General features: G+C 64.4%; 24 protein-coding genes. 11 read left to right on the top strand and 13 right to left on the bottom strand.

Features of this window, described 5'->3' with window-relative positions:
• From AC2FNA_RS00230 to AC2FNA_RS00190, 9 genes are all read right to left on the bottom strand, one after another.
• Complete coding sequence (locus AC2FNA_RS00230; protein WP_496823511.1) at positions 1-1,101, bottom strand: NAD(P)/FAD-dependent oxidoreductase; 1,101 nt, start codon at positions 1,099-1,101, stop codon at positions 1-3.
• Positions 1,098-2,123 carry a histone deacetylase family protein gene (locus AC2FNA_RS00225; protein ID WP_496823509.1) on the bottom strand — a complete coding sequence of 342 codons (1,026 nt, stop codon included), beginning with the start codon at positions 2,121-2,123 and terminating at the stop codon, positions 1,098-1,100. The genes AC2FNA_RS00230 and AC2FNA_RS00225 overlap by 4 nt, the downstream gene beginning before the upstream one ends.
• Complete coding sequence (locus AC2FNA_RS00220) at positions 2,120-2,599, bottom strand: GNAT family N-acetyltransferase (RefSeq protein ID WP_496823507.1); 480 nt, start codon at positions 2,597-2,599, stop codon at positions 2,120-2,122. The genes AC2FNA_RS00225 and AC2FNA_RS00220 overlap by 4 nt, the downstream gene beginning before the upstream one ends.
• Positions 2,599-3,525 (bottom strand): 3,5-dioxohexanoate:acetyl-CoA acetone transferase, encoded by a 927-nt coding sequence (gene kce, locus AC2FNA_RS00215; protein WP_496823505.1) that lies wholly within the window; start codon positions 3,523-3,525, stop codon positions 2,599-2,601. Before kce ends, AC2FNA_RS00220 begins: the two co-directional genes overlap by 1 nt.
• Before the next feature lies 1 nt (position 3,526).
• The gene (locus tag AC2FNA_RS00210; protein WP_496823503.1) at positions 3,527-4,858 is read right to left on the bottom strand and encodes an aminotransferase family protein; all 1,332 of its coding nucleotides are present in this window, start codon (positions 4,856-4,858) and stop codon (positions 3,527-3,529) included.
• Position 4,859: 1 nt separating this feature from the next.
• Positions 4,860-5,936, bottom strand: coding sequence for an ABC transporter ATP-binding protein (locus tag AC2FNA_RS00205; RefSeq protein ID WP_496823502.1), 1,077 nt, complete (start codon positions 5,934-5,936; stop codon positions 4,860-4,862).
• A 64-nt stretch (positions 5,937-6,000) separates the two neighbouring features.
• On the bottom strand, positions 6,001-7,140 hold the full coding sequence (locus AC2FNA_RS00200; protein WP_496824296.1) for an ABC transporter substrate-binding protein: 1,140 nt from the start codon (positions 7,138-7,140) through the stop codon (positions 6,001-6,003).
• A 53-nt stretch (positions 7,141-7,193) separates the two neighbouring features.
• Entirely contained in the window at positions 7,194-7,979 is a 786-nt protein-coding gene (locus tag AC2FNA_RS00195; protein WP_496823500.1) for an ABC transporter permease, read from the bottom strand.
• Positions 7,979-8,845, bottom strand: coding sequence for an ABC transporter permease (locus AC2FNA_RS00190; protein WP_496823498.1), 867 nt, complete (start codon positions 8,843-8,845; stop codon positions 7,979-7,981). Before AC2FNA_RS00190 ends, AC2FNA_RS00195 begins: the two co-directional genes overlap by 1 nt.
• Before the next feature lie 93 nt (positions 8,846-8,938).
• Here AC2FNA_RS00190 and AC2FNA_RS00185 point away from each other — a divergent pair, with 93 nt between their 5' ends.
• The 11 genes from AC2FNA_RS00185 (at position 8,939) to AC2FNA_RS00135 (ending at position 21,499) form a co-directional block, all read left to right on the top strand.
• The gene (locus AC2FNA_RS00185) at positions 8,939-9,907 is read left to right on the top strand and encodes a LysR family transcriptional regulator (RefSeq protein ID WP_496823496.1); all 969 of its coding nucleotides are present in this window, start codon (positions 8,939-8,941) and stop codon (positions 9,905-9,907) included.
• Positions 9,908-10,058: 151 nt separating this feature from the next.
• On the top strand, positions 10,059-10,742 hold the full coding sequence (locus AC2FNA_RS00180) for a hypothetical protein (protein ID WP_496823495.1): 684 nt from the start codon (positions 10,059-10,061) through the stop codon (positions 10,740-10,742).
• Positions 10,743-10,953: 211 nt separating this feature from the next.
• A complete protein-coding gene (locus AC2FNA_RS00175; RefSeq protein ID WP_496823493.1) occupies positions 10,954-11,595 on the top strand; it encodes a TetR/AcrR family transcriptional regulator in 642 nt (213 codons plus the stop codon).
• Between the two features lie 18 nt (positions 11,596-11,613).
• Positions 11,614-12,642 carry a zinc-binding dehydrogenase gene (locus tag AC2FNA_RS00170; RefSeq protein ID WP_496823491.1) on the top strand — a complete coding sequence of 343 codons (1,029 nt, stop codon included), beginning with the start codon at positions 11,614-11,616 and terminating at the stop codon, positions 12,640-12,642.
• A 78-nt stretch (positions 12,643-12,720) separates the two neighbouring features.
• A complete protein-coding gene (locus AC2FNA_RS00165) occupies positions 12,721-13,596 on the top strand; it encodes a branched-chain amino acid ABC transporter permease (protein WP_496823489.1) in 876 nt (291 codons plus the stop codon).
• Between the two features lie 4 nt (positions 13,597-13,600).
• Positions 13,601-14,698: a branched-chain amino acid ABC transporter permease gene (locus tag AC2FNA_RS00160; RefSeq protein WP_496823487.1), complete on the top strand. Its 1,098-nt coding sequence runs from the start codon at positions 13,601-13,603 to the stop codon at positions 14,696-14,698.
• Positions 14,695-15,459, top strand: a complete 765-nt coding sequence (locus AC2FNA_RS00155; protein ID WP_234136653.1) for an ABC transporter ATP-binding protein — start codon at positions 14,695-14,697, stop codon at positions 15,457-15,459. The genes AC2FNA_RS00160 and AC2FNA_RS00155 overlap by 4 nt, the downstream gene beginning before the upstream one ends.
• The gene (locus AC2FNA_RS00150) at positions 15,456-16,229 is read left to right on the top strand and encodes an ABC transporter ATP-binding protein (protein WP_496823485.1); all 774 of its coding nucleotides are present in this window, start codon (positions 15,456-15,458) and stop codon (positions 16,227-16,229) included. The genes AC2FNA_RS00155 and AC2FNA_RS00150 overlap by 4 nt, the downstream gene beginning before the upstream one ends.
• A 17-nt stretch (positions 16,230-16,246) precedes the next feature.
• Positions 16,247-18,133: an AMP-dependent synthetase/ligase gene (locus tag AC2FNA_RS00145; protein WP_496823483.1), complete on the top strand. Its 1,887-nt coding sequence runs from the start codon at positions 16,247-16,249 to the stop codon at positions 18,131-18,133.
• A 29-nt stretch (positions 18,134-18,162) separates the two neighbouring features.
• The gene (locus AC2FNA_RS00140) at positions 18,163-19,323 is read left to right on the top strand and encodes an ABC transporter substrate-binding protein (RefSeq protein ID WP_496823481.1); all 1,161 of its coding nucleotides are present in this window, start codon (positions 18,163-18,165) and stop codon (positions 19,321-19,323) included.
• 73 nt (positions 19,324-19,396) lie between these two features.
• Positions 19,397-21,499 (top strand): molybdopterin oxidoreductase family protein, encoded by a 2,103-nt coding sequence (locus AC2FNA_RS00135; RefSeq protein ID WP_496823480.1) that lies wholly within the window; start codon positions 19,397-19,399, stop codon positions 21,497-21,499.
• A gap of 175 nt (positions 21,500-21,674) precedes the next feature.
• Here the strand turns inward: AC2FNA_RS00135 and nagA are convergent, their stop codons facing one another.
• The 4 genes from nagA to AC2FNA_RS00115 are packed head-to-tail and all read right to left on the bottom strand — an operon-like array spanning position 21,675 to position 25,521.
• A complete protein-coding gene (gene nagA, locus AC2FNA_RS00130; RefSeq protein WP_496823479.1) occupies positions 21,675-22,820 on the bottom strand; it encodes an N-acetylglucosamine-6-phosphate deacetylase in 1,146 nt (381 codons plus the stop codon).
• Entirely contained in the window at positions 22,817-23,848 is a 1,032-nt protein-coding gene (locus AC2FNA_RS00125; RefSeq protein ID WP_496823478.1) for an SIS domain-containing protein, read from the bottom strand. The genes nagA and AC2FNA_RS00125 overlap by 4 nt, the downstream gene beginning before the upstream one ends.
• A 9-nt stretch (positions 23,849-23,857) precedes the next feature.
• Positions 23,858-24,634 carry a GntR family transcriptional regulator gene (locus AC2FNA_RS00120; protein ID WP_496823476.1) on the bottom strand — a complete coding sequence of 259 codons (777 nt, stop codon included), beginning with the start codon at positions 24,632-24,634 and terminating at the stop codon, positions 23,858-23,860.
• Complete coding sequence (locus AC2FNA_RS00115; protein WP_496823474.1) at positions 24,631-25,521, bottom strand: glucosamine kinase nucleotide-binding domain-containing protein; 891 nt, start codon at positions 25,519-25,521, stop codon at positions 24,631-24,633. Before AC2FNA_RS00115 ends, AC2FNA_RS00120 begins: the two co-directional genes overlap by 4 nt.
• Positions 25,522-25,670 lie beyond the last annotated feature (149 nt).

Raw genomic sequence — 25,670 nt, 5'->3', positions numbered from 1 at the left:
TCAGGGAATAAAGCGTGCCGGGTCAAGTGCCGCGACGGTTTCCGGTGTCAGCTCGGGCGGATGCCCGGCGATGAGAGCGGCGGTCAGGCGGGACAGGCCGGGCGCGGTCTGGATGCCGTAGCCCCCCTGCCCGGCCAGCCAGAACAGCCCCTCGACCTCCGGATCGAAACCCACCACCGGACTGCGATCGGGGGCAAAGGTGCGCAGGCCGGCCCAGCTTGCCTCGACCCGCTGCACCGGTTCGCGCACCGCCTGTTCATAGCGGTGCAGCCCCTCGGCCAGGACCATGTCGTCGGGCCAGGCATCATGCGGCGCCACCGGGTCCTCGTCGGCGGGGCTGACCATCAGCCGGCCCGCCTCGGGCTTGGCGTACCAGTGTTCCGCGGCGCTGGCGAAAAGCGGCCAGGCACGGATGTCCTGCCCGCCGGGAGGTGGCAGCAGCGCCGCGCTCCGGCGCATCGGTTGCAGCCCCAGCATGCGCGCTCCGGCCATGCGGGCCACCTCGTCGGCCCAGGCCCCGGCGGCGTTGACCAGCAGCGGTGCCTGATAGCTGCCGTCCCTTGTGGTCAGGGTCCAGACGCCCGCCGCGCGGGTGATGCCGGTCACCGGGGCGGCGGTGACAACCTGCCCGCCACGGGCCCTGAGCATGCGTGCGTAGCCGCCCAGCATGCGGTCGACGTCGATATCCTGCGCATCCCATTCGATGATGGCGCCGGCGATCCGCTCCTGCCGCAGGATCGGCACCAGCTCCACCGCCTGTGCCGGTGTCAGCGACTCAAGCCCGCTGGCGCCGTTGGCATAATCGTCAAGCGCCGGCAGTTCCTCTTCGGTGGCCACCAGCATCTCGCCCCTGGGCGACAGCAGGCTGTGCGCGCTGACCCCCTCGGGCGCGGCCAGGAACGGGGCCGAGGCCACGTTCAGCGCGCGCAGGGTGGCATTGCCGTAATTGCGGATGAAGATCGCGGCAGAGCGTCCGGTGGCATGGTATCCCGGCGCCGTCTCGGCCTCGAGCACAAGCACCGACATATGCGCGGACAGTTCCGCCGCCGCGCTGACCCCGGCGATGCCGCCGCCGATCACAAGGACATCCGACGTTTTCACGACGCCTCCTGAAACCCGGTCAACACTCGGGTCAGATTGTCGCCCAGACTGTCGGAGAGATATCCGCCCTCCTGCACGAACAGCACCGGCAGCCCGGTCCGCGCCAGGGCCGCGCCGATCCGGGCAAATCCGTCGCCGGTGATGGCCAACCCCTGGAACGGATCGTCGATCGACGCATCGAGGCCAAGCGCCACCACCAGCACCTCGGTCCCAAAGCTTGCCACCTGCCGCAACGCGACGGCCAACGTGTCCAGATAGTCATCGTCCCCCGTCCCCCGCGCCAGCGGCAGGTTCAGGTTGGCCCCCAATCCCCGACCGGCGCCGCGTTCCTGCGCATGGCCCCAGAAGAACGGATAGAACCGTGCCGGGTCGGCATGGATCGACACGGTCAGAACGTCGTCGCGGTCATAGAAGATGCCCTGTGTCCCGTTGCCGTGATGCACGTCGATATCGAGGATCGTCGGGCGCAGACCGGCGTCAAGCAACCGCTGGGCGGCGATGCCGGAATTGTTCAGGAAACAGAACCCGCCCGCCAGATCGCCAAAGGCGTGATGGCCCGGCGGGCGTGACAGGACATATGCGCCCCGTTCGCCGCCGCTGATCAGGTCGGCCCCGGCAATGGCCGACTGGGCGGACCAATAGGCCGCCTCCCACGTGCCCTCGGCGATGGGACAGGCGGTATCGGCCTGATGATACCCCGCCTGCCCGACCGCGGATTTCGGATATCCGTCCGTCCGCGCCGCCGGGTGGATATTGGGGATCACCTCGGCCCCGGCGCCGGGAATCCGGCGCCAGCGGGCATGGATGTTCTGAAGAAAGGTCAGGTATTCGGCCGAATGCAGTGCCGCGATCGGCGCCAGCCCGGCATCCTCGGGCGCCGCGAACACGCAGCCTGCCGCCTCGGCCCCGGCCTTGAGCACTTCGATGCGGCGGGGCTGTTCGGGATTGGGCAGAATGGCGCCGTTGGCCATGAAGTGTTTCGGATCGTGCAGCCATTGCCGCCTGTCGAATACCGCTTTCATTCCTCTCCTTTCAGGGCCGCACAACCGGCCTCGTCCAGTATCAGCTCGCTCTGCCCACCGGCCGAGACGAACCCCAGGTGATCATAGAACCGCCGCGCCCGGGTGCTGGTGTCATAAACGCTGAGCTTGACAAAGCCCGCGCCCCAGAGATGGCGGCCATCCGCCAGCGCCGCCTCCAGCAGGCGCGAGGCGATCCGCTGGCCGCGCAGCTGCGGCGCGGTCCACAGATCCGACACAAAAAGCCCGGCCCCACCCCGTGTCGTCGAGAACAGCGGAGAATAGAGCGCCACACCCACGAGCTCGCCCGCCCTCTCGGCCAGAACCGCCCGAAAGGCCGGCGCCGCGCCCCAACCGGCGCGCTCCAGATCGGCGGGACGCGCCCGGTGACGGTCGCCCAGATCGTCCGACAGACGTTGCAGCGCCCGGTTCAGAGCCGCGGCATCAGCCTGTTCCGCAATGCGAAAAACCAGGTCCATCAGAACGCCACCCTGTCCGCGCCTTTCAGCCCCAGCATCGCGCGCGCCTCGCCGGGGCTTGCCACCTCTCGGCCCAGTTCCTCGACGATCCGGCGGATCTTGCGCACCTGCTCGGCGTTGGACCGGGCCAGCACCCCGCGCGAGATCATCAGACTGTCCTCGAGCCCCACGCGGACATGCCCCCCCATCGCCGCCGCCATCGTCACCAGAGGGATTTGATGGCGCCCGGCGGCCAGGACCGAAAACAGATAGTCCTGACCAAACAGTTTGTCCGCAATCGTCTTCATGTGCATGAGGTTCTCGGGGTCGGGACCGATCCCGCCCAGCACGCCGAACACGAACTGGATGAACAGCGGCCCCCGCACCAGACCGCGATCCACGAAATGACGCAACATATAGAGATGCCCGACGTCGTAACATTCGAATTCGAACCTTGCGCCTCGGTCTGTGCCCATCTCGGTCAGAATGCGCGCCATGTCGCGCGGCGTGTTCTTGAACACCAGGTCGTCGGAATTGCGCAGGAACGGCTCTTCCCAGTCGTGCTTCCAGTCGTGGATCCGGTCCGCCGCCGGATAGAGTGCAAAGTTCATCGTGCCCATGTTCAGGCTGCACATTTCGGGCGCGGCCTGTCTGGGCGCGGCCAGCCGGTCGTCAAGCGTCATCACCGCGCTGCCCCCGGTCGTCAGGTTCAGCACCGCATCGCTGGCCTGTTTGATACGCGGCAGAAAGCCCATGAAATCCGCAGCCCGCGACGAGGGTTGCCCGGTCTCGGGGTCGCGCGCGTGCAGATGCAGGATGGCCGCCCCCGCCTCTGCCGCCTCGACGGCCTGACCCGCGATCTCGTCGGCGGTAACCGGCAGATAGGGCGACATCGACGGGGTATGAATCGAGCCGGTGATGGCGCAGGTGATCAGGATCGGCGACATCTCAGCCGACCTTTCCAGCGATCTCATCGGCGAATTGCGACAGCGATCCGTCCAGCCCCTCGATGATCTCGTCCAGATGCGCGTCGGTCACGATCAACGGCGGACAAACCAGGATGTGATCCCCCTCGACCCCGTCGCGGGTGCGGCGGGAATAGACGATCAGCCCCTTGCCATACGCGATATCGACCAGCCGCTGATAGGCGTTCAAGCCCTTTGGCAGCGGCGTCTTGCGGTCCCGGTCGGCCATCAGTTCAAAGGCGGTCAGCAATCCCTTGCCGCGCACGTCGCCGATGATCGCGTGTTTCTGCATCAGTCCATGCAGCCGCGCCTGCAACCGCGCGCCCATCCGGGCGGCATTGGCGCAGAGTTGCTGCGCCTCGATCTCTTCGACGACGGCAAGGCCCGAGGCACAGGCCAAGGGATTGCCCGCATAGGTATAGCCATGCGCGAACCCGCCCGCGTCCAGCACCGGTTCGACCAGCCGTTCGTCGACGATCATCGCGCCCAGCGGCACATAGCCCGCGCCAAGCCCCTTGGACATCACGATGATATCGGGACGGGCATTCCAATGATCTGATCCCAGGAACCGACCCGTCCGCCCGGCTCCGGTCATCACCTCGTCGGCGATCATCAGGATACCGTAGCGGTCGCAGATCTCGCGGATGCGTTCCATATAGCCCACAGGCGGCACCAGCGCCCCGGTCGAGGCACCGCCCACCGGCTCGACGATAAAGGCTGCCACGGTCTCGGGGCCTTCGGCCTCGATCTTTGCGGCCAGCATGTCGGCATAGTGATGGCCGGTCTCGGGAACCTCCGGGTCCAGCCCGTCCAGATAGGCGCGTGGCGCGGGGATCTTGGGCATCTGCCGCAGCATCGGCTCGAACGGCGCGCTGAGCGGCGTATAGCCGGTCACCGCCAGCGCCCCAAGCGTGCTGCCATGATACGAGGGGCGGCGCGAGATCACCTTCCACCGGCTGCCCTGCCCGGTGGCGTTCATGTATTGCCGGGCCAGTTTGAGCGCGCTTTCCACCGCCTCGGACCCGCCCGAGACAAAGAACACCTTGTTCAACCCCTCGGGCGCCAGCCCCGCCAGTTTCGAGGCCAGTTTCTCCGAGGCCTCGGTCTCGAAATGCAGCCGGTAGCCAAAGGTGGATTTCTCCATCTGGCGCTGCATCGCGGCCAGCACGTTCGGATTGGAATGGCCGATATTGCAGACCATCGCGCCCGAGGAGCCATCCAGATAGCGGTTGCCGTCCTGGTCCCACATATAGACGCCGCGCGCCTGGTCCAGCACCGGCTTGCGGCCGCGCCCCTGATAGAAAAGATGCGACATCTCACGCCCCTCGCAGCGCCGCGCAATCCTGCGGGCGGAAACCGACGGTCACCGTGCTGCCCTCGGCAAAGGGGCGCTCGTCGATCATGTTGATTGCCTGTAACTGCGTTTCGCCCAGCCGCACGAAATACCGTACGGTCTGACCCTGGTAATCGACCGTCTCGACCGTGGCCGGCGCCGTGATCAGCCCCGACAGATCCGCCCTTTCATCATAGAGCGTCAGTCGTTCGGCCCTGAGCACCAGCTTGGCTGGACCCGAAGCGACCCCAACCGCACGGGCCGTTGGAACCGGAACCTTGCCGAACAGCGGCACCTCCAACGTGACACCCTGCGCGTCTGCGCCAAGGCATGTCCCGGCCAGGATATTGGAGGCCCCCAGAAAGCGGGCCACAAATTCACTTGCAGGTGTGTTGTAGACCTCGGACGGGGTGCCGACCTGTTCGACCCTCCCCGCGCTCATCACCACGATCCTGTCGGACATCGCCAGCGCCTCGGACTGGTCATGCGTCACGAACACCGTGGTGACCCCGATCTGATGCTGGATACGTTTCAGTTCGACCCGCATATCCTCGCGTAGATTGGCATCGAGCGCCGAGAGCGGCTCGTCAAGCAGCAGCACCTCGGGTTCGATCACGATGGCGCGCGCCAGCGCGATACGCTGCTGCTGGCCGCCAGACAGCTCCTTGGGATAGCGGTTGCCGACATCGGGCAATTGCACCAGATCAAGTGCGGCCTGAACCTTGGCCGCGATATCCGCCTTGGGCACATCGCGGTATCTCAACCCGAACGCCACGTTGTCGGCCACGGTCTTGTGTGGAAACAGCGCATAGTTCTGGAACACGATCCCCAGATTGCGCTTGTGGATCGGCACGTCGTTGATGCGCCGCCCGCCGATCAGGATCTCGCCCTCGGTCGGGTCCAGCAATCCCGCGATCATGCGCAGATTGGTTGTCTTGCCACAGCCGGACGGGCCAAGCAGCGTGACAAAGGCGCCCTCGGGTATGTCGAGATCGGTGGGGTGCACCGCCGTGAATTCGCCGAAACGCTTCACGATCTTGTTGAGGGTGACGGAACTCACGGGACCATTCTCCGGATCAGGGGGATGTTCCCCGGGACGCCTTGCCCCGGGGAACGGATTTGGCTCAATAGCCTTTCTGGACGCGACCGAAGGTCTTGGACCATTCCGCCTCATGCCCGTTCCAATAGTCCGGATCGGCAAAGGTCAGGCCCGCCAGCGTGCCGGTCGGGTCAAAGGCCGGCAGCGTCGGGATCTTGTCACCCAGATCGACCTTGTTCGGGTCAAGCGCGGTGGGATAGTTCTGCCCCTCGGCCACCGCGATCGAGGTCTCGGGCGCCAGCATGAAGTTCAGGAGTTCCTCGCAGGCCTCCATCGGCGAGCCCTTGATCACGAACAGGCATTCCTGCCAACCGAATCCGTTGGGCGGATCCATGTAGCCGATGTCGTGGCCCTGTTCCTGCAACGCATAGATGCGGCCCGACCAGCCTTCGGTCACATAGATCTCTTCCTCAGCAAGCAGGCTCATCAACTCGGCCCCCGAAGTCCAGTATTTCAGCGCCAGGTCGCGATGCGCGCGCACCGCGTCCCATGCGGCGTCTTCGTCGGTCACACCGTTCGGATCCTGTCCGGTCTGCAACGCGGCGTACCACATGCGGGTGCGCCAGTCGCTCCAACCACCGATCTTGCCTTTGAGGCTGTCGTCGATGAGGATCTTGGCGCCCATCTCCTTCATCCGGTCATCGCTGATATGTTTGCGGTTATAGGCCAGACCGGTGGTGCCATAGTCATAGGGCACGCAGGACAGCTTGCCCCCGGTGACACCCCGGAACACATCGACCAGCTTGGGGATGACGAATTCGAGGTTGGGGATATTGGCCTCGTTCAACTCCGAGGTCAGTCCCAGCCCATGATAGCGCGCGTAATCGAACACGCCGGACAGGTGGGCGATGTTGTATTCGCCCGGCTGGCTGGCCTTGACCCGGCTCAGATATTCGTCGCCGCCACCAAAGGTGCCATCGACCACCTTGATACCCGTCTTGGCGGTATAGGGATCAAAGGCGTGCTTGCGGAACGCCTCGGATACCACGCCGCCCCAGCCATCGAACCGCACCTGTTCGGTGGCCGCATGGGCATAGCGGGCAAAGGGCGTTTGCACGCCATAGGCCAGGCCAGCGGCACCGATCAGCCCCAGAAAGCCGCGCCTGTCGATATCGCCGTTCATATAGCGCTCGCGCAGGCGCTCATAGCGGGTGGTATTGTCCATTTTCTTGGTCATGTCTCACTCCTTGTCGGTATGTCGTTGATCTGAAGCGGCTTTCAGGTGCCGCTCTTCTTGGCCAATTGCCGCGCGATGGCCGCCCCCAGCAGGGGCAGACCAACAGTCATGACAATCATCACGGTGCCAAGCGCGTTGATCTCGGGCGAGATCGAGTTCCGCAGCATGGCAAAAATTTGGGTGGGAACGGTCTCGACACCGCCGGGCTTCCAGAACAGGGTGCCGGTGATATCGTCGAAACTGATGGTAAAGGCAAAGAGACCACCGGCCAGCACCGCCGGCATCATCAGCGGCAGGGTGATCTGAAAGAAGGTCTGGACCGGGGTCGCGCCCAGGCTCATCGCGGCCTCTTCCACGTCGCGCTTGATCCCCATGAGCCGCGCCTGCACCACCAGGATCACGAAGGGTAGCGTAAAGATGACGTGACCGAACAGCAGCAGGCCAAAGCTCTTGTTGACGCCCAGAAAGTTGAGGAACAACAGCAGCGCCACCGCCAGCACCACCTCGGGCACCAGGATGGGCGCGATCAGCAGGGTCGAGATGGCATTGGCGCCGGGCACCTTGTAGCGCACCAGCGCCAGGCTGGCCAGAACGCCCAGCGTGGTCGAGATCAGCGCCGTCAGCAGACCCAGCACCACCGAGGTACGAAAGGCGCGCAGGATGGCATCGTTGTTCCACAGTTCGACGAACCAGCGCACCGATACGCCGGTCATCGGGAAGCTGCCGAATTGCGAGGCGTTGAAACTGAGCAAAACGACCACGGCCACCGGCAAGAACATGAAGATGTAGACGCCGATCGACCACGCACGGATAAGCTGCCACCCCATCAACCCAACCCCTTCATCAGCTGGGCCATTCCCAGATAGCGGTTGTAGATCATCACCAACGCCCCCAGCACCGCCAGCAGCATGAGGCTGAGCGCGGACCCGAGCGGCCAGTTCAGCTGGGTGATGATGGCTTCGAACACCAGATTGGCGAACATCGCGTCGCGCGGCCCACCCAGCACAAGCGGCGTGATATAGGTGCCCGCCCCCAACACGAAACACAGCAGCCCGCCCGCCGCCAAACCCGGCAGCGATAGCGGCAATGTCACCTGAACGAAGGATTGCCATTTCGTGGCGCCCAGCGAGTTGGCCGCATCCTCGAGATTGGTGTCGATCCCCTCAAGGCTGACATAGATGTTGAGCACCATGAAGGGCAGCAGGAAATGCACCAGCCCCAGGATCACGGTGGTCTCGTTATACAGCATCTGGATCGGTTCGCCGATCACCCCCAGCGACAGAAGCACGGAGTTGAGCGCACCCGATACCCCCAGGATATTGATCCAGCTCATCGTGCGGATGATGTAGCTGATCCAGAAAGGCAGCATCAGCAACAACAGCAAAATCGCCTTGTTCCCGCGCGATCTGGCTATGAAATAGGCCGCCGGGTACCCCATCAACGCACAGCAGAACGTGGTGATCGCCGCAATGCGCAGGGTACTGATCAGGATATCCCGGTAAAACCGGTCGGTCAGCGCCTCTTGCCAGTTGTCGAGATAGAACCCGACCTGATCCGCGCCGGTCGCGGTGCGCAGCCAGAAGCTGTAGACCACAATGAACATCAGCGGCACCAGCAGCAGCAAGGTCACCGCCACCAGCGCGGGGGAAAGCAGGATCCAGGGCTGTCTGGCCGCGCGGGTTTCGATGGACATGGGCTTGCCTCGGATGAACACTTGCAAGCACTGTGCAAACCCGGCAACTATAGATCAAATAGATAATAGGTATTCTGACTATAGATGGTTTCTATGACTCGAAACTCGAACCGGCTTGACCCCGAACGCATCGCACGCGAGCTTGACTGGAACCTGCTGCGCACCTTCGTGGCGCTGGCCGAGAGCCATTCGGTCACCGATGCCGCCAACCGGCTGGGCCTGCGGCAACCCTCGGTCTCGGCGGCGCTTAAGAAGCTTGAAGACCGGATCGGCCGCAAGCTTCTGGACCGGTCACCGGGTCACTTCGCGCTGACCGATGCGGGCCGGCTGCTCTATCGCGAGGCGGTTGAAATCAACGGTTCGGTGCTGCGCCTGTCCACGCTGATGCGCGAGTTGACCGATGAGGTGCAGGGCAATGTGCGGATCACCGTGGCCAGCCACGTGGTCTCTCCCCTGCTCGACACAGCGCTGTCGCGGTTTCACGCGGACCACCCCAGCGCAACCTTGTCGATCGAGGTCTATTCTAGCGCCGACGCCATCGCCGAGGTTGCCGCCAAACGCGCCTCTTTCGCCATCTGCCTGGTCAAGGAGCACAACCCGAAGCTGGAATATCAGCGGCTGTTCCGCGAGTTCTTTGGTCTGTTCTGCGGCCCGCCGCACCCGCTGTTCGGTAAGCGCGACCTGACGCTTGCCGATCTGGCCGGGCACAGTTCCGTCAGCTTCGAGACCGACCGCCTGCAGGACGTGTTGAAACCGGTTACCGTAATGCGAGCCCAGGCTGAGTTGGGTCAGAAGATCACCGGCGTGTCGAGCCATCTGGAAGAGGTGCGCCGGATGATCGTCGCCGGGCTGGGCATCGGCCCCCTGCCCCTTCATGTGGCCGCGCGCGACGTGCGCGACGGGCAGTTGTGGCAGGTGCCACCCTATGATGGCCTGCCTGCGATCGACGTGCACGTGGTCTGGAATCCGGCAACCGTCAAGAATCGGGCCGAGGAGCTGTTGCTGCAGCGGATCCTGACCGCAATCGAGACCACGCCGATGGATCAGCGCACCTATCGCTAGGCCCGGAACGGCGGCTTGTTGCCTGTTGCCGTCACCGCCATCCGCGAAAAGACGCCCGTTGGCAAAACTACCCGTACAAACGGAAATTTCCCCCTAGTGCCGCCTCTCGTGCCACCCCATCTAGGGCCCATCCAAGTCACGGGAGACCGCAATGAATCGCATTCTCATCCTCGTCGCTCTCGGCGCCATCGGCGCCGGGGCCTATGTCTTTTTTACACAAGGAGACCAGCAGGCCGAAGCGCCGCAAAGCACCGCAGTGACCCCGGCCGAGCCGGTCGCCGAACCGATCGAGCAACCGGCCGCCGAACAGGCCCAAACCGCTGCCGAAACTGCGGCGGAGCAGGCCCGGACCGCCGCCGAACAGGCCGCCGAAGCCGCCGCTCAGGCGGTGGATCAGGCAACCACCGCCGTGACCGAAACCCTCGACCAGGTGGGCGAGGCCGCCAGCCAGGCCGCTGAAGGCGCAAACGATTCCGCCGCTCAGGCTGTGGATCAGGCGACCGAAGCCGCCGCCGAGGCCGCCTCGCAAGCGGCTGAGACCGCCGGCAATGCCGTCGATACCGCCACCGAGGCCGCGACAGGCGCCGCCACCGCTGTCGGCGAACAGGTTGCCGCCGCCCAGACTGGTGCCGCCGAACTGTTCAAGAACTGGCAGGACAACGGCATGCTGAGCCAGTCCGGCTTTGACTATGACACCATGGTCGAGGCGGTCGAGACAAGCGCACTGAACCCGACGGTCAAGACCGGCGTGCTCCAGATCCTGTCCGGTATCAAGGCGGCCCCCGAGACCATCTCGGTCCAGGCGCAGGCCCTGCGCGCCCTGATGGCAAACTGAGCACCGAGACAGCCTGACCGCGCGACGGGCGGGGCCGCAAAGTCGGCTTCGCCCGTTTTCATTTCTGCCCGGAACCCTGCCAAGGCGCCGCGCCGCATTCCCCTGTCTGCCGCCACGTCACGCAAGTGTCGGATTGATCCATACCCACGCGTATGTATCCTTCATACCCAAGAGTATGTTTTCCGCCGCAGACAGCCGAAGGCACAAGCCCGTGAGCGATACCACCACCAACAGCCCCAGCCGCAGCGAGCGCTACGAGGAGTTGCTTGACGCCGCCGCCGAATGTTTCCAGAGCCGTGGTTTCGACGCCACCTCGATCGATACGGTGGCGCGGCACCTGGGCGCGACCAAGGGGCGGGTCTATCACTATTTCCCGTCCAAGATGGACCTTTTCAACGCGGTGCGCGACCGGGGCATGGATATCGTGTTCCAAGCCACAGATCCCGGTTATCAGGCCGATCTTCCGGTGCTGGACCGGCTCGAGGCGATGGCGCGCGGCCATGTGCGGGCGATGCTGTTCCACCATTCCTTCATGCTGGTGCTGAAGGACGGGCTGCTGATGCGCCGCTATACCACCACGACCGAGTTCCAGAAGGAATCGCTGTCCCAGCATATCGCACGCCGCGATGCCTATGAGGCGCGGTTCCGCGAATTGCTGGCCAAGGGGCTGGCCGAGGGCAGCCTGCGCGCCGGCCCCGACCCGGCGATCACAATACAGACCTTCATGAGCGCGCTGAACGGGCCGGTCGCCTGGTTCCGCCCCCGCCCCAGCGACACGCCGCAGAAATACGAAGCCATCATCGAAGAGATCGTGCGCTTCGCCATGCAGGGCCTGCGGGCCCATCCCTCCTGACCCTGATCGAGGACGACAATGACAGATATCCCCACCACCATGTTCGCCGTCTTGCAGACCGGCGACGGGTATTCCGGCAAGGCCACCGGCCCGGCCATCGCGGACGCGGCCGACTGGCTGGAGCCGGGCGAGATTGCGGTGCCGCAACCCGGCCCCGGCGAGGCGCTGATCCGGCTACGCATGGCCTCGGTCAACCCCTCGGACCTGCATTTCATCAAGGGCGAATACGGCCAGCCGCGCGTCAAGGGCGCGCCGGCGGGCTTTGAAGGCTGCGGCGACGTGGTCGCGGCGGGCAAGGGCGCCGAAGGACTGGTGGGCCAGCGCGTCGCCTTTGTCGCCGCCAGCTCGGGTGCCTGGGCCGAATATGTGCTGACCAAGGCGCAGATGTGTATTCCACTGCGCCCCGATATCAGTGACGAGGACGGATCGGCGCAGATCGTCAACCCGCTGACCGCCATGGCCATGGTCGATATCGCCCGCTCCGAGGGCGAGGCCTTTGTGGTGTCGGCAGCCACCAGCCAGCTGGGCAAGCTGATGGTGTCGCTGGGGCGCGATCTGGGCCTGAAACCCATCGCGCTGGTGCGACGGGCAGAAGCGGTCGAACCGCTCAAGGCATTGGGCGCGGTCGAGGTTCTGGTGACCTCGGACCCCGAACTGGTTCAGAAATTCACCGCCATCAGCCGGGCACTGAAACCGCGTGTGTTCCTGGACGCGGTATCGGACCAGACCTCTGAGCGCATCTTTACAGCCATGCCCAACGGCGCGCGCTGGGTGTCTTATGGCAAGCTAGACGCCGAATTGCCGGTGCTGACCCAGATGGGTCAGCTTATCTTCATGAACAAGCGAATCGAGGGGTTCTGGCTCACCCAGTGGATGATGACCACCCCGCTGGCCGATCAGGCCCGCGTGGTGGCCGAGGTGCAGGCGCGCTTTGCCGACGGACGTTGGAAAACCGATGTGTCGGGGCACCTTCCGCTTCGTGACGTTGTGTCAGGATTGGCCGAAGCTCTGAAAAAGACTGACGGAAAGGTGATGATCACGCCATAGTGAGGACCAAGCCCCTGGCCCGATGCGCGGGCCGGGGCGCTGTAAAGGACGCCGGAAAACCGGCGCAGGGAGGAAAACTTGGATAACGTACAGCTGCTGATCAGCGGGCTGGCGAATGGCTGCGTCTATGGCCTGATCGCGCTTGGCTTCGTGCTGATCTACAAGGCGACCGAGTCCGTGAACTTCGCGCAGGGCGATTTCATGATGCTGGGCGCCTTTGTCACCATCGGGCTGACCAATACCGAATATATGGGCCTGCCGTTCTGGCTGGCGCTGCCGATCTCGATCGGGATCATGGCGGGGCTGGGCTATATGCTCGACCGGCTGGTGATCCGGCGCATGTTCGGCGAAAGCCAGACGGCGGTTGTGATCCTGACCATCGCGCTGGGTTTCGTGATCCGCTTTGCCGCCGGTCTGATCTGGGGTCACGAGCCGCAGACGCTGCAAAACCCGCTGGCGGGCAAGGAGCTGTCGTTCGGCGGTCTGGTCCTGGGGCTCGAGGATGTGGCGGTGATCATCGTCACCCTGGCGCTGACCGGGTCGCTCTACCTGTTCTTCAGCCGCACCAAGCTGGGCCTGGCGATGCAGGGCGCCTCGCAGAACCAGCTGGCCGCTTATTACATGGGCATCCCGGTCAAGCGGGTGCAGGGCTTTATTTGGGCGCTGGCCGGCGCGGTGGCCGCGGTTGCGGGCATCCTGTTTGCCGCAAAGGGTTCGGTCGATCCCTCGACCGGCCTGTTGGGCATCAAGGCCTTTGCCGCCGCCGTGATCGGCGGATTTGGCAGCCTGCCCGGCGCGCTTGCGGGCGGGTTGATCGTCGGTGTCATCGAACCCTTTGCCAGCCGCTATATCGCCGCCGGTTACAGCCAGATCGCGCCTTATGCGCTGCTTGTGGCGGTGCTGGTCTTCCGTCCCCACGGCCTGTTCAGCCAGGTCCGCGTGAAGAAGGTCTGAGATCATGCGCATCGTTTTCAAAACCGACTACATGCAGGATATCCGCCCCTGGAAGGACGGCTATCAGCTGAGCCTCTACATGATCCTGCTGGCCATCGTGGTGGCCGCGCCCTGGCTGCTGGACGCGTTCTATCTGGGCGAGCTCACCAATGTGCTGATCTGGGCCATCGCGGGCATGGGCCTGATGGTGCTGACCGGCCATACCGGTCAGGCCAGCCTGGGCCACGCGGCCTTTCTGGCCTTTGGCTGTTATGCCAATGTCATCCTGCTCGAAGCGGGTGTGCCCTTTATCATCGCCTTTCCGCTGGCCGGGGTGATCACCGGGCTGATCGGCGCCACGGTGGCGATCCCTGCCTTGCGGCTGCACGGCATCTATCTGGCCATCTTCACGCTGGCCCTTTCGATCCTTGTCGACGACATCATCGTGCTGACCGAACCCTGGACCGGCGGCGTCGGCGGCAAGTACATCGCCGGGATCGACCTCTTTGGCCTGACCATCGACCGCTGGGGCACGCCGATGCTGTTCTATTGGCTGGTGCTGGCGGTCACCGTGATCGTAACGCTGGGCTATATCAATCTGCTCCGCTCTCCGCTGGGGCGCAGCTTCATCGCGGTGCGCGACAGCGAGGTATCGGCCCAGGCGATGGGTGTCGATATCGCGCGGGCCAAGACCATTTCGTTCGGCCTGTCGTGCATGGTCACCGGCTGGGCGGGCGCTTTCATGGGCCTGTTTGCCGGCGCCTTCAACAACGAGACCTTCAGCGTGGTGATCTCGATCGAGCTTCTGATGATGATCGTGATCGGCGGGCTTGGCTCGATCCACGGCGCCTTTTTCGGCGCTATCGTGATCGGGTTCCTGCCGCAGTTCCTGTCGATCGCCAAGGAATACGTGGGCGCCGTCTTTGGCGGCAGCACCGTGGCCATTCCGGGGCTGGAATTCGGGATCTTCGGCATGATCCTGATCGCCTTCATCCTGCTCGAGCCGATGGGCATCTATGGCCGCTGGCTGAAGATCCGCACCTTCTTCGAGCTGTTCCCCTTCTACCGCAAGGACATGTTCAAGCGGCAGAAATCCTATCTGAAGACGGAGCGCCTGAGATGAGCCTGCTGGAGCTGGAAAACGTCACCCTGAAATTCGGCGGGCTGACGGCGGTGGACAACCTGTCCTTCTCCGTCGAAGAGGGCGAGGTCTTTGCCATCGTCGGCCCCAACGGGGCGGGCAAGTCGACGGTGTTCAACCTGATCTCGCGCTTTTACGACCCCTATGCGGGCCAGATCCGGTTCGACGGGCACAACCTGTTGGAGGTCAAGCCGTCGGGCGTGGCCGCCTATGGAGTGGCGCGCACGTTCCAGAACATCGAACTCTTTGAACATGCCACCGTGTTGCAAAACCTGCTGGTGGGCCGCCACCGGCATCGCCGCACCAACCTGTTCTCGGAGATCCTGTTCACCCCCTCGGCGCGGCGACAAGAGATGGAGAACCGCGAGAAAGTTGAGGAGATCATCGACTTTCTCGATCTCCAGGCCTATCGCGACAAGTATATCGCCGGCCTGCCCTATGGCGTGCGCAAGGTGGTCGAGGTGGCCCGCGCGCTGGCCACCGATCCCAAGCTGTTGCTACTGGACGAACCGGCCTCGGGCCTGTCGGTCGAGGAGACCAACGACATGCGCTGGTGGATCGACGATATCCGCCGCCAGATGGGGATTACCGTGCTGATGGTGGAACATGACATGGGGCTGGTCTCGGGCGTGAGCGACCGGGTGCTGGCCATGGCAGACGGGGCGAAACTGGCGCTGGGTACACCGGCGCAGGTGCAATCCGACCCCGCCGTGATCGAAGCCTATCTGGGGAAGGCCGCATGACCGAGCCCATTCTGAAAATCCGCAATATCGAAAGCTTTTACGGCCCGATCATGGCCATCCGTGGCGTCTCGCTCGAGGTGCGCCCGGGGCAGATCGTCTCGATCCTGGGCGCCAATGGCGCAGGCAAGACCACGCTGATGAAGACCATCTCGGGCGTGATGGACCCCGAAAAGGGCACCATCACCTTTGACGGCGAGGAAATCCAGGGATCGGAACCGCACAAGGTGGTCCAGAAAGGCATCGTGCATGTGCCCGAGGGGCGCGAGGTGTTCCCGCTGCTGACGGTGGACGAGAACCTGAGCCTGGGCGCGTATACGGCCACCGACAAGGCGCAGATCGAACACGACCGGGAACTGGTGTTCAGCTATTTCCCGATCCTGAAGGAGCGCCGCAACCAGGAGGCGGGCACGCTGTCGGGCGGGCAACAGCAGATGCTGGCAATCGGTCGTGGACTGATGGCCAATCCGCGCATCATGCTGCTGGACGAACCCAGCCTCGGCCTGTCGCCCCTGCTGGTGCAAGAGATCTTTGCCATCCTCAAACGGCTCAACGAAGAGCAGAACATGACCATGATGCTGGTCGAACAGAATGCCAGCGCGGCGCTGGAGCTGGCCGATCATGGCTATGTGATGGAGGTCGGGCGCATCGTCATGGACGGTTCGGCGCAATCGCTGATGGCATCCGAGGACATCCAGAACTTCTATCTGGGTGTGCAAGAGGAAGGCGCGCGGGAGAACCGCCGCTGGAAACGCAAGAAAACCTGGCGCTAACGAAAGAGGTGAGCAAGATGGATACACGCACCCTGCCCGCCCAGACCGTGATCAACGGGGTCACGTTCAACGCCACTCCGGGCCAGCGCCCGGTGCTGGTGGACGGCACCACCACGATCTCGGCCCTGTTCCAGAAACGCTGCGCCGAGCTGGGCACCCGCACCGCGCATCGGGAGAAGGATTTCGGCATCTGGAAATCCTATTCCTGGGCCGATTACTGGCAGCACGCCAAATGGATCGGCCTTGCCCTGCGCAAGCTGGGCCTGAAACGCGGCGAGGTCGTCTCGATCCTCAGCGAGGACCGCAAGGAATGGGCTTGGTTCGACATGGGCATTCAGGCCGTCGGCGGCATCGCCTCGGGGGTCTATACCACCGACTCGGCCAGCCAGCTGAAATACCTGATCAACGACAGCGACAGCCGGTTCCTGATCGCCGAGAACGAGGAACAGCTGGACAAGTACCTGCAGATCGAAGGCGAGGTTCCCGGCCTGCTCAACGTCATCATTCTCGAGGATGAGGGGTTGCATGACCTGAACCATCCCCGCTGTTTGATGATCGACAGGCTTTATGAGATCGGCCGCGAGGCGGAGAAGGAAGAGCCGGGCGCGTTCGAGGCCGAGATCGCCCAGATCCGGCCCGAGGATGTGGCGCTGCTGATCTATACCTCGGGCACCACCGGCATGCCCAAGGGCGCGATGCTGACGCACGAGAACATCATGGCCGGGATCGAGGCGGGCGCCCACAGGTTGCCGACCGAGGAGACCGACGAGCAGCTGTGTTTTCTGCCGCTCTGCCACATCCTGGAACGCGACGTGTCGATCTATTTCCCGCTCGCCTCCAAATGCACGGTGAATTTCGCCGAAAGCCCCGAGACGGTGTTTGCCAACCTGCAAGAGGTCTCGCCCGCCACCTTTACCGCGGTACCGCGGGTGTGGGAGAAGATCTATTCCCAGGTGCTGATCCTGGCGCAAGAGGCCACGCCCAGCGGGCGCGCGGCCTTTGGCATGGCGCTGCGGGCAGGCATGAAGCGTGCGCAATACCTGATTGAAAACAAACCGGTTCCCGCCGGTGTGGCCGCCAATTTCTGGCTCTGGGACAGGCTGGTCCTGCGCAACCTGCGCCGGATGCTGGGCATGGACAAGATGCGCCGGGGCGGCACCGGGGCGGCGCCGATCTCGCCCGAGCTGCTGAAATGGTACTGGGCCATCGGCGTGCCGCTGGTCGAAGGCTACGGCATGACCGAAACCGCCGGGATCGCCACCATCAACACGCCTGAGGAAAACCGGATCGGCACCATCGGCAAGGTGGTTCCCGGCATCGAGGTGCGTATCGCCGAGGGGGGCGAGATACAAGTCAAGGGGCTGAATATCTTCAAGGGCTACTGGCGCAACAACGAAAAGACCGCCGAAAGCTTTACCGACGATGGCTGGCTGCGCACGGGCGATATCGGGCGGATGGACGGTGATGGCTATGTCACCATCACCGGGCGGCTCAAGGACATCATCATCACCGCCGGGGGCAAGAACATCACCCCCGCCGAAATCGAGAGCCGACTGAAATTCAGCCATTACATCTCCGACGCGGTGATTGTCGGAGACAAGCGCAAGTTCCTGACCTGTCTGATCATGATCGATCAGGAAAACGTCGAGAAATTCGCGCAGGATCGCAAGGTACCGTTTTCGAACTTCGCCTCGCTCTGCGCCGCCAAGGAGGTGCGCGAGCTGATCGCGGCCGAGGTCGCACAGGTGAACAAGGAATTCGCGCGGGTCGAGCAGATCAAGGATTTCCGCCTGATCGACGTGTTGCTGACCGCCGAAGACGATGAGCTGACCGCGACGATGAAACTGAAACGCAGTTTTGTCGAAAAGAAACACGCACATCTCATCGAAGATATGTACAAATAACAACAGGGATATCCAAAGGGAGGAATAACATGAAGAATATGATCAAGGGTCTGCTGGCGGCCACTGCGCTGACCGCGGCAGCAGGTCTGGCCAGCGCCGAAACCCAGGGTGTGACCGATGACGAGGTCGTCATCGGCGCGGTCAACGACCTGAGCGGCATCTTCGCAGCCGTGGGCGTGCCCGCCACCAAGGGCGCCAATGTCTATTTCGACAAGGTCAACGCCGCAGGCGGCGTGCATGGGCGCAAGATCCGCTACGTGGTCGAAGATCACGGCTATCAGATGCCACGCGCGATGCAGGGCTTCAACAAGCTGCTGAACCGCGACAAGGTCTTTGCGATGATGCAGAACCTCGGCACGCCGATGAACCTGGCCGGGTTCAAGCTGATCGATCCGATGGGCATTCCGAACATCGCCCCGCTGTCGGCAGCGCGTCAGATGATCCAGGAACCGATGGGCAACAAGTTCACCTCGTTCTCGAGCTATTTCGACCAGAGCCGGGTGGGCGTGAAATATCTGGCCAGCGCACATGGGGCCAAGAATGTCTGCACCATGTATCTGCCCACCGATTTTGGCAAGGAGATCCTCGAAGGCACCAAGGCCGGGGTCGAGGAAGCGGGTCTGACCTTTGCCGCCGAGACCACCCACAAGCCGGATGAGACCGATTTCGTAGGCTCGCTCAGCAAACTCAAGGAATCGGGCTGCCAGATCGTGACGATCGCTTTGGGCGTACGTCAGGCGATCACCATCGTCGGCACCGCCAAGAAGATGGGCCTGTCCGACATGCAATTCATGGGCACCTCGGCCAGCTTCCTGACCGTGGTGGCGCAGGTTCCCGGCGGCGTGACCGAAGGGTTCTATGCTGCGGCAAGCTGGCAGGACCTGTGGGCGCGTGCAGACGAGCCGGCCCCGAAAGCCTTCATCGAGGAATACAAGGCCGCAACCGGTGAAGACCCGCAAGGCTTTGCCATGCTCGGCTATGCCGCAGCCCAGCAGATGGTCATGGCGCTCGAGGCCGCAGGCCCCGATCTGACCCATGAAAGCTTCATTGCCGCGATGGAATCGCTCGACTATCAGGATGATCTGGTCGGTAACCATATCAACTATGGTCCCGACGATCACCAGGGCGCGGACTCGGTCTATGTTCTCAAGGTCGAGAACGGCGGCTGGGCCAAGGTCCACGAGGAATAAGATCTGAAAAACGCGGGCGTCCGAAGGTTTCGGGCGCCCGTTTTGTGCCCAGCCCCACGATCGGTGATGCCCCATGTCAGCCCCAAGCACCCAGCTCCGCACCCAGCACCGCAGCTGCAATATCTGCGAGGCCATGTGCGGCCTGATCATCACACATGACGATCACGACGTGCTGTCGATCCGTCCAGATCCCGAGGATCCGCTGTCGCGCGGCCATATCTGCCCCAAGGCGATCGCCTTGCAGGATTTCCGCACCGATCCCGACCGGGTGACCAAACCTTTGCTGAAACGCGGCAGCGATTTCGAGGAAATCAACTGGGAGGCGGCGTTTGACCATGCCGCCGAGCGTATCCGCGCGGTTCAGGCCGCCCATGACAGCGACGCGGTGGGCGTCTATCTGGGCAATCCCAACGCGCATAAATTCGGCAACCTCCTGAACCTGCCAGCGCTGGTCAAGGCGATCGGCACAAGCAATCGCTACAGTTCCGCCACCGCCGATCAGATCCCCCATCACGTCGCCTCGATCCACATGCTGGGCCACCCGATGCTGATGCCGATCCCCGATATCGACCGCACCGATTTCCTGTTGATCATCGGTGGCAATCCGGTGGTTTCGAACGGTTCGATGATGACGGCGCCGGGCTATGGCCGCCGCATCGACGCGATCAAGGCGCGCGGCGGCCGGGTTGTGGTGATCGACCCGCGCCGGACCGAGACCGCCGAGCGCGCGGGGGAGCATCACTTCATCCGCCCCGAAAGCGACGCCTGGCTGCTGATGGCGATGCTGCATGTGATCCTGTCGGACGGCCCTGCCCGCCTGCGCCACCTGGAACCACTGACAGATGGGCTGGACCGGCTGAGCGCCGCTGTCGCCCCTTTCACCCCCGAACGCGCCGCCCAGGCCACCGGGATCGGCGCTGACACCATCCGCCAGTTGGCCCGCGATTTCGCCGCCGCTCCCCGCGCCGCCTGTTACGCCCGCATGGGCGCCTCGACGCAAAGCTTTGGCACGCTCTGCCAATGGGCCACCAACGCGCTCAACATCGTGACCGGCAATTTCGACCGCGAAGGCGGCGCAATGTTCACCACCCCGGCGGTGGACTATGTCGGCATGACCTCGCGCAAGGGCAAGGCGCGCAGCTATCCCGAACGGCGCTCGCGGGTGTCGGGCCAGCCGCTTTACAATGGCGAATTTCCGGTCTCGGTGCTCGCCGAAGAGATCGAAACCCCCGGCCCCGGCCAGATCCGCGCGCTGGTGACCGTGGCGGGCAATCCGGTGCTGACAGCGCCCAATGGGCGACGCATCGAACGCGCGCTTCAGGGGCTCGATTTCATGATGTCGCTTGACATTCATGTGAACGACACCACCCGGCACGCCGACCTGATCCTGCCCGGTACCGTGGCGCTCGAAGAGACGGTCTATGACATGGTGTTCCACACATTCGCGGTGCGCAACACGGTGGGCTATGCACCGCCGATCTTTGCACCGCCGCAAGGCAATCCGGCCGAATGGGAGGTCATCGCCCGGCTGACCGCAAAGCTGACCGGCGCCAACCAGATCGGCCCGGCGCCCGATCAGGTGCTGGCGATGCTGCTGGCGCAGGGGTTCCACGGCGATAATGTCTCGCTCGCGGCGCTGCAAGAGAAAGGCCGACCGCGCGATCTGGGTCCCTTGGTACCCAACCTGACCGACCGGCTGGAGACACCCGACGGGCGGCTTGATTTGGCGCCACAGGCATTTCTGGACGACCTGCCGCGCCTGCTGGCCAGCGGTGACACCCCCGATCCCGCGCATCCCTTCACCCTGATCGGACGGAGACAGGCACGCAGCCACAACAGCTGGACCCAGAACAGCCCGCGCCTGGTCAAGGGCCGCAATCGTTGCACGGTCGAGGTGAACCCGAGCGATGCCACCCGCCTCGGCCTCGCCGACGGCGCGCCAGCCCGCGTCACCAGCGCGGCCGGCACGGTCACCCTGCCTGTCGAAGTGACCGAGGCCATGGCGCCGGGCGTCGTCTCCATCCCCCAGGGCTGGGGCCAGCAAGGAGGCCACCTTTCGGCAGCGACACAAAACCGGACCGTTTCGATCAACGACCTGACCGACGATCGCCGGACGGACCCGCTCAGCGGCAATGCCGCCTTCAACGGCCTGCCGGTCTCACTGCACCCGGCGTGACAGGTCTTTCATTTCGCCCGCAATACTCCGGGGGAGGAGACAAAATTCGTCGAATTTTGTCTCTCGGGGGCAGAGCCCCCGCGCCGTGCACAGCACGGCGCCCGGCCCAACGGGAGGCGGGGTTTTCGTCAGAAAACCCCAACGACAGGCGGGAGCGCCCCGCATTCCAATAGTCTCAGCCGATCTCCTGACCAGCGCGCCACACCCGGCGCAGCGCCAATCGATCGTCCAGATGCACCAGGTCAGCCCGCGCGCCGGGCGCAAGCCGCCCCAGGTCTGCGCGTCCGATCAAATCGGCAGGCGAGCGCGTGGCCATGCGGACCGCCTCAGACACATCCAGCCCGGCCATGGCCATCACGTTGCGTATCGCCTGCGCCAGCTCGAGATGCGCCCCGGCGAGGGTCCCATCGGCAAGTGTCAGCCGGTCCCCGTTGCGCCGGATTTCGCGCCCGTTGAGCGTGAACGAATCGATATCGGACCCCGCCGTCGCCATGGAATCACTGACCAGAAACACCCGTCCCGGACCGGCCTTGGCCCGGATCGCATTGCCCAGCGAGGCGGGATGCACGTGGATGCCATCGGCGATAATCCCCGCCGACAGCGCCCCCAGCGCCAGTGCCGCGCCCACCACGCCCGGTTCACGATTGCCCATCTGGCTTTGTGCATTGAACAGATGGGTGACACAGGCCGCCCCCGCATCTGCAGCTGCGCGGCAGTCCTCGAAACGCGCATCGGTATGCCCCAGCGACACCAGCACCCCGGCCGCGGTCAACGCGCGGATCTGCTCCGGCGACACGCTCTCGGTCGCCAGCGTGACCTTGAGCAGCGGCAGCCGCTGCGCTGCCTCCAGCAGCAGCACCAGATCGTCGTCGCCCATCGGACGGATCAATGCCGGATCATGCGCACCCTTGCGCGAGAGCGCCAGATGCGGCCCCTCCAGATGCAGGCCAGCGATCCCAGGAACGCCCTCTGCCACCGCTGCCTCGACCGCAGCGATGGCGGCGGCGACCACCTCGGGCGCGTCGGTGATCAGCGTCGGCAGGATTGTGGTCGCCCCGATCCGGCCATGCGCTTCGGACATCCGGCGCAGGCTGTCGACAGAGGGCGCGTTGTTCAGCATTACGCCGCCGCCGCCATTGACCTGAAGATCGACGAAACCGGGCGCAAGCCACCCCCCTTCGAGGCGCAGATGCCGTGCGTCGGTGGGAACCGATTCTTCGGCTGCGACCCGCAGGATGAGCCCCGCCTCGACCAGCAGCGCGTGCCCGTCGACAACGCCTTCGGGCGTCAGGATGCGGGCTCCGGACAGGGCAAGGGTCATACCGTCTCCGTCACCTTGTTGAGATGGCGGGGCGCATCCGGGTCGATACCGCGCTCGGCGGCAAAGGCCTCGACCATGGCATAGAAGGATACGATCAGGCTCAGCGGATCAGTCAGCGGATGGCCGCTGCGCACATGTTTCAGCGCATGGGCACGGCTCACCTGCCCGGTGGTGGCAAACACGGTGGCGCCCTTGGCGGCGATCTGGTCGGCGATCTCGGCCAGCGGCGCTTCGGCGGCGTCCCCCGCGGCAAAGCCCAGCACCGGGAACCCCTCCTCGACGATCGAGACCGGACCGTGCAGCACCTCGGCCGAGGAATAGCTCTCGGCATGCAACTGGCAGGTTTCCTTGAATTTCAGCGCAGCCTCGTTGGACACCGCCAGCGCGGTGCCTCGCCCCAGAGTGAAGAGCGACGGCCGCGCGCCGATGGCGGCGCGCATCTCGGGCCAGTCGATGCGGCTGGCCGCCGCCAGCGTTTCGGGCAGGTTGCCAAGTGCGGCGCGCAGCCCCTCATCCTCGGCCCAGTCGGCCAGCAGCATCAACCCGGCCACTGCCGAGGTGACAAAGGTCTTGGTCGCCGCCACGCTCAGTTCAGGCCCGGCATGGATGTCGATCGCATGGGCGCTGACGCCCGCAAGGGGCGAGGTAACATCATTTGTCAGCGCCACGCACAGTGCGCCGTCGCGCCCTGCATTGCGGGTCATGGCGACGATATCGGGGCTCTGGCCCGATTGCGACACCGCCAGGCATAGCGCCCGGTCGAGCCGCAACCGCGCATCATAGACCGAGGCCACCGACGGCCCGACCGAGGCCACCGGCAGGCCCAACAGCAGTTCGGCTGCATAAGACAGGTAGGTGCAGACATGGTCGGACGAGCCGCGCGCCACCGTGGCGACAAAGGCGGGATCGCGCGCGCGCACCGCCGCCGCGACGCGGGCCACATCTGGTGCCCCCTGATCGAGCAGCCGCTGAACGGCTTGCGGGATTTCGTTGATCTCGCGCCGCATACGCGTGACGGGCTGGTTCATCTGTCTGTCCTAACTGTTGCCCAAGCGCAGTTCGGCCACGAAATCGTAGGCATCCGCGCGGTAAAGGGATCGGGTGAATTCGATGACCCGCCGGTTCGGCAGGTACGAGGTACGGATGATGCGAAGCCCCGCCGTACCGGGTTCAACCCCCAGCAGCGCTGCGTCCTCTGCCCCCAGATTGACCGCCGAGATCCGTTGCAGCGCCCGCACCGGTCGGTTGCCGTCACGTTCAAGCACCGCATAGAGCGATGACGAGACGATCTGCGGATCCGGCAGGATATCGGTCGGAAGCGAGGCCCGTTCGATCGCCATCGGCCGCCCATCGGCGCGGCGCAGACGGGCGACGCGCGCCACCTCCTCGCCCGAGCTGAGCGCCAGCGCCATAACCTCTTCGGGCGACGGAATGAACACACCCCGCGTCAGCCATTCGCTGGTAACGTTCAGACCGCGCCGCTCCATATCCTCGGTGAACGAGGTCAGGTGCGACAATGATTGCTCGACCCTGGGCGCGGCATCGGCCACGAAACTGCCCGAGCCCTGGCGCTGAACGATGATGCCGCGATCGACCAGCTCCTGCATCGCCCGGCGTACGGTGACGCGCGACAAGCCGGTCAGGCTGGCAATCTCGCGCTCGCCCGGCAAGGGCGCGCTCTTGGCCAGCAACCCGCTGTCGATGCTCTGCTCGATCCGCTTGCGAAGCCGCACATAGAGCGGCCCCGCCGCGTCCTCGACCCAGGCGCCGGGGCGCAGATGGGCCTCGATGGTTTCCATGGTATCGCCGCTCATGCCGCTCCCCTCGCGCTGCGTTCCGCCAGCCGGCGGGCCATTTCCAGCCCGCCATCCAGCGCCGTTCCCCGTGCGGGGACAAGCGCGCCGGACATGTCCGCGGGCAGGAAAGCCGTATAGCATCCGGCCAAGCCACCTAGGGCACAGATCTCCTCGTCCGGCTGCCAGCCAAGCGCGCGCAGGCCGCGGGACAGATAGTCGGCCCCTGCCCGCATCAGCGCCTGCCCTAGGGGATCGCCCGCCTCGGCGGCCTCGACCACCATGGGCGCCAGCGCCGCATAATCAGCAGGCCCCGCCTTGGCCGAGAACCGTATGATGGCCTCGCTGCCCGCGCCGACCCTCTCCGCCACCGCCGCAACCAGCGGCGTGACTGACTCCAGCCCGTCCTGCGCCCAGAGACAGCTGCGCAACAAGGCCATGCCCAGCCAACAGCCCGAGGCCTCGTCACCCAACGACCAGCCGTGACCGCCGATCAGACGGATGCCATCGGCATCCTGACGCCCCAGAAATGAGCCGGTCCCGACCCCGATCAGGCAACCGGTCCGCTTCCCCAGCGCGCCCACCACGGCGGGTAACCGGTCATCGGCCACTTCGACATGGCGCAACGGCAGGGCGGCGGCGACCTCTCGGGCCGCAGTGTTATCGATCACGCCGGCAAGCCCTGCAAAAACAGGAATGTCGGCCAGACTTTCGGTCGGCAGACCCGCCTGAACCACAAGCCGCGCCAACCCCTCGTTCAAGGTGGACAAGGCCCCGGTACGATTGGAAAACACATTGGCGCTGCCCAGGCGCAGTTCGTGCCGAATGGCGCCCGCCTGCAAGGCAAACCGGCAGGAGGTTCCCCCGCCATCGACCGCAATCAGATATGGAAAGCCAGACTCACACATGCAATACCTTTATAATACCTCTCAATGCCAATAAAGACCTTTGTGCGATACTTGGCATGAATTTCGCTCGATTAGAGTAGATTTACGGCCCAAAATTGGAAGGAGGTAGACAAAAGGTATTAAATAGGTATTAGATATACCAGCCACAG

Source organism: Ruegeria sp. YKSD163 (assembly GCF_059612905.1).
Note: the sequence above shows the minus strand (reverse complement) of the source record. Positions and strands in the feature narration are given on the sequence as shown.

What these genes read in the sequence shown, in the direction of transcription:
- AC2FNA_RS00225 (WP_496823509.1), bottom strand. Translation starts at nt 2,123, where the DNA reads ATGAAAGCGGTATTCGACAGGCGGCAATGGCTGCACGATCCGAAACAC.
- AC2FNA_RS00220 (WP_496823507.1), bottom strand. Translation starts at nt 2,599, where the DNA reads ATGGACCTGGTTTTTCGCATTGCGGAACAGGCTGATGCCGCGGCTCTG.
- kce (WP_496823505.1), bottom strand. Translation starts at nt 3,525, where the DNA reads ATGTCGCCGATCCTGATCACCTGCGCCATCACCGGCTCGATTCATACC.
- AC2FNA_RS00210 (WP_496823503.1), bottom strand. Translation starts at nt 4,858, where the DNA reads ATGTCGCATCTTTTCTATCAGGGGCGCGGCCGCAAGCCGGTGCTGGAC.
- AC2FNA_RS00200 (WP_496824296.1), bottom strand. Translation starts at nt 7,140, where the DNA reads ATGGACAATACCACCCGCTATGAGCGCCTGCGCGAGCGCTATATGAAC.
- AC2FNA_RS00195 (WP_496823500.1), bottom strand. Translation starts at nt 7,979, where the DNA reads ATGGGGTGGCAGCTTATCCGTGCGTGGTCGATCGGCGTCTACATCTTC.
- AC2FNA_RS00190 (WP_496823498.1), bottom strand. Translation starts at nt 8,845, where the DNA reads ATGTCCATCGAAACCCGCGCGGCCAGACAGCCCTGGATCCTGCTTTCC.
- AC2FNA_RS00185 (WP_496823496.1), top strand. Translation starts at nt 8,939, where the DNA reads ATGACTCGAAACTCGAACCGGCTTGACCCCGAACGCATCGCACGCGAG.
- AC2FNA_RS00180 (WP_496823495.1), top strand. Translation starts at nt 10,059, where the DNA reads ATGAATCGCATTCTCATCCTCGTCGCTCTCGGCGCCATCGGCGCCGGG.
- AC2FNA_RS00170 (WP_496823491.1), top strand. Translation starts at nt 11,614, where the DNA reads ATGACAGATATCCCCACCACCATGTTCGCCGTCTTGCAGACCGGCGAC.
- AC2FNA_RS00160 (WP_496823487.1), top strand. Translation starts at nt 13,601, where the DNA reads ATGCGCATCGTTTTCAAAACCGACTACATGCAGGATATCCGCCCCTGG.
- AC2FNA_RS00155 (WP_234136653.1), top strand. Translation starts at nt 14,695, where the DNA reads ATGAGCCTGCTGGAGCTGGAAAACGTCACCCTGAAATTCGGCGGGCTG.
- AC2FNA_RS00150 (WP_496823485.1), top strand. Translation starts at nt 15,456, where the DNA reads ATGACCGAGCCCATTCTGAAAATCCGCAATATCGAAAGCTTTTACGGC.
- AC2FNA_RS00145 (WP_496823483.1), top strand. Translation starts at nt 16,247, where the DNA reads ATGGATACACGCACCCTGCCCGCCCAGACCGTGATCAACGGGGTCACG.
- AC2FNA_RS00140 (WP_496823481.1), top strand. Translation starts at nt 18,163, where the DNA reads ATGAAGAATATGATCAAGGGTCTGCTGGCGGCCACTGCGCTGACCGCG.
- AC2FNA_RS00135 (WP_496823480.1), top strand. Translation starts at nt 19,397, where the DNA reads ATGTCAGCCCCAAGCACCCAGCTCCGCACCCAGCACCGCAGCTGCAAT.
- nagA (WP_496823479.1), bottom strand. Translation starts at nt 22,820, where the DNA reads ATGACCCTTGCCCTGTCCGGAGCCCGCATCCTGACGCCCGAAGGCGTT.
- AC2FNA_RS00125 (WP_496823478.1), bottom strand. Translation starts at nt 23,848, where the DNA reads ATGAACCAGCCCGTCACGCGTATGCGGCGCGAGATCAACGAAATCCCG.
- AC2FNA_RS00120 (WP_496823476.1), bottom strand. Translation starts at nt 24,634, where the DNA reads ATGAGCGGCGATACCATGGAAACCATCGAGGCCCATCTGCGCCCCGGC.
- AC2FNA_RS00115 (WP_496823474.1), bottom strand. Translation starts at nt 25,521, where the DNA reads ATGTGTGAGTCTGGCTTTCCATATCTGATTGCGGTCGATGGCGGGGGA.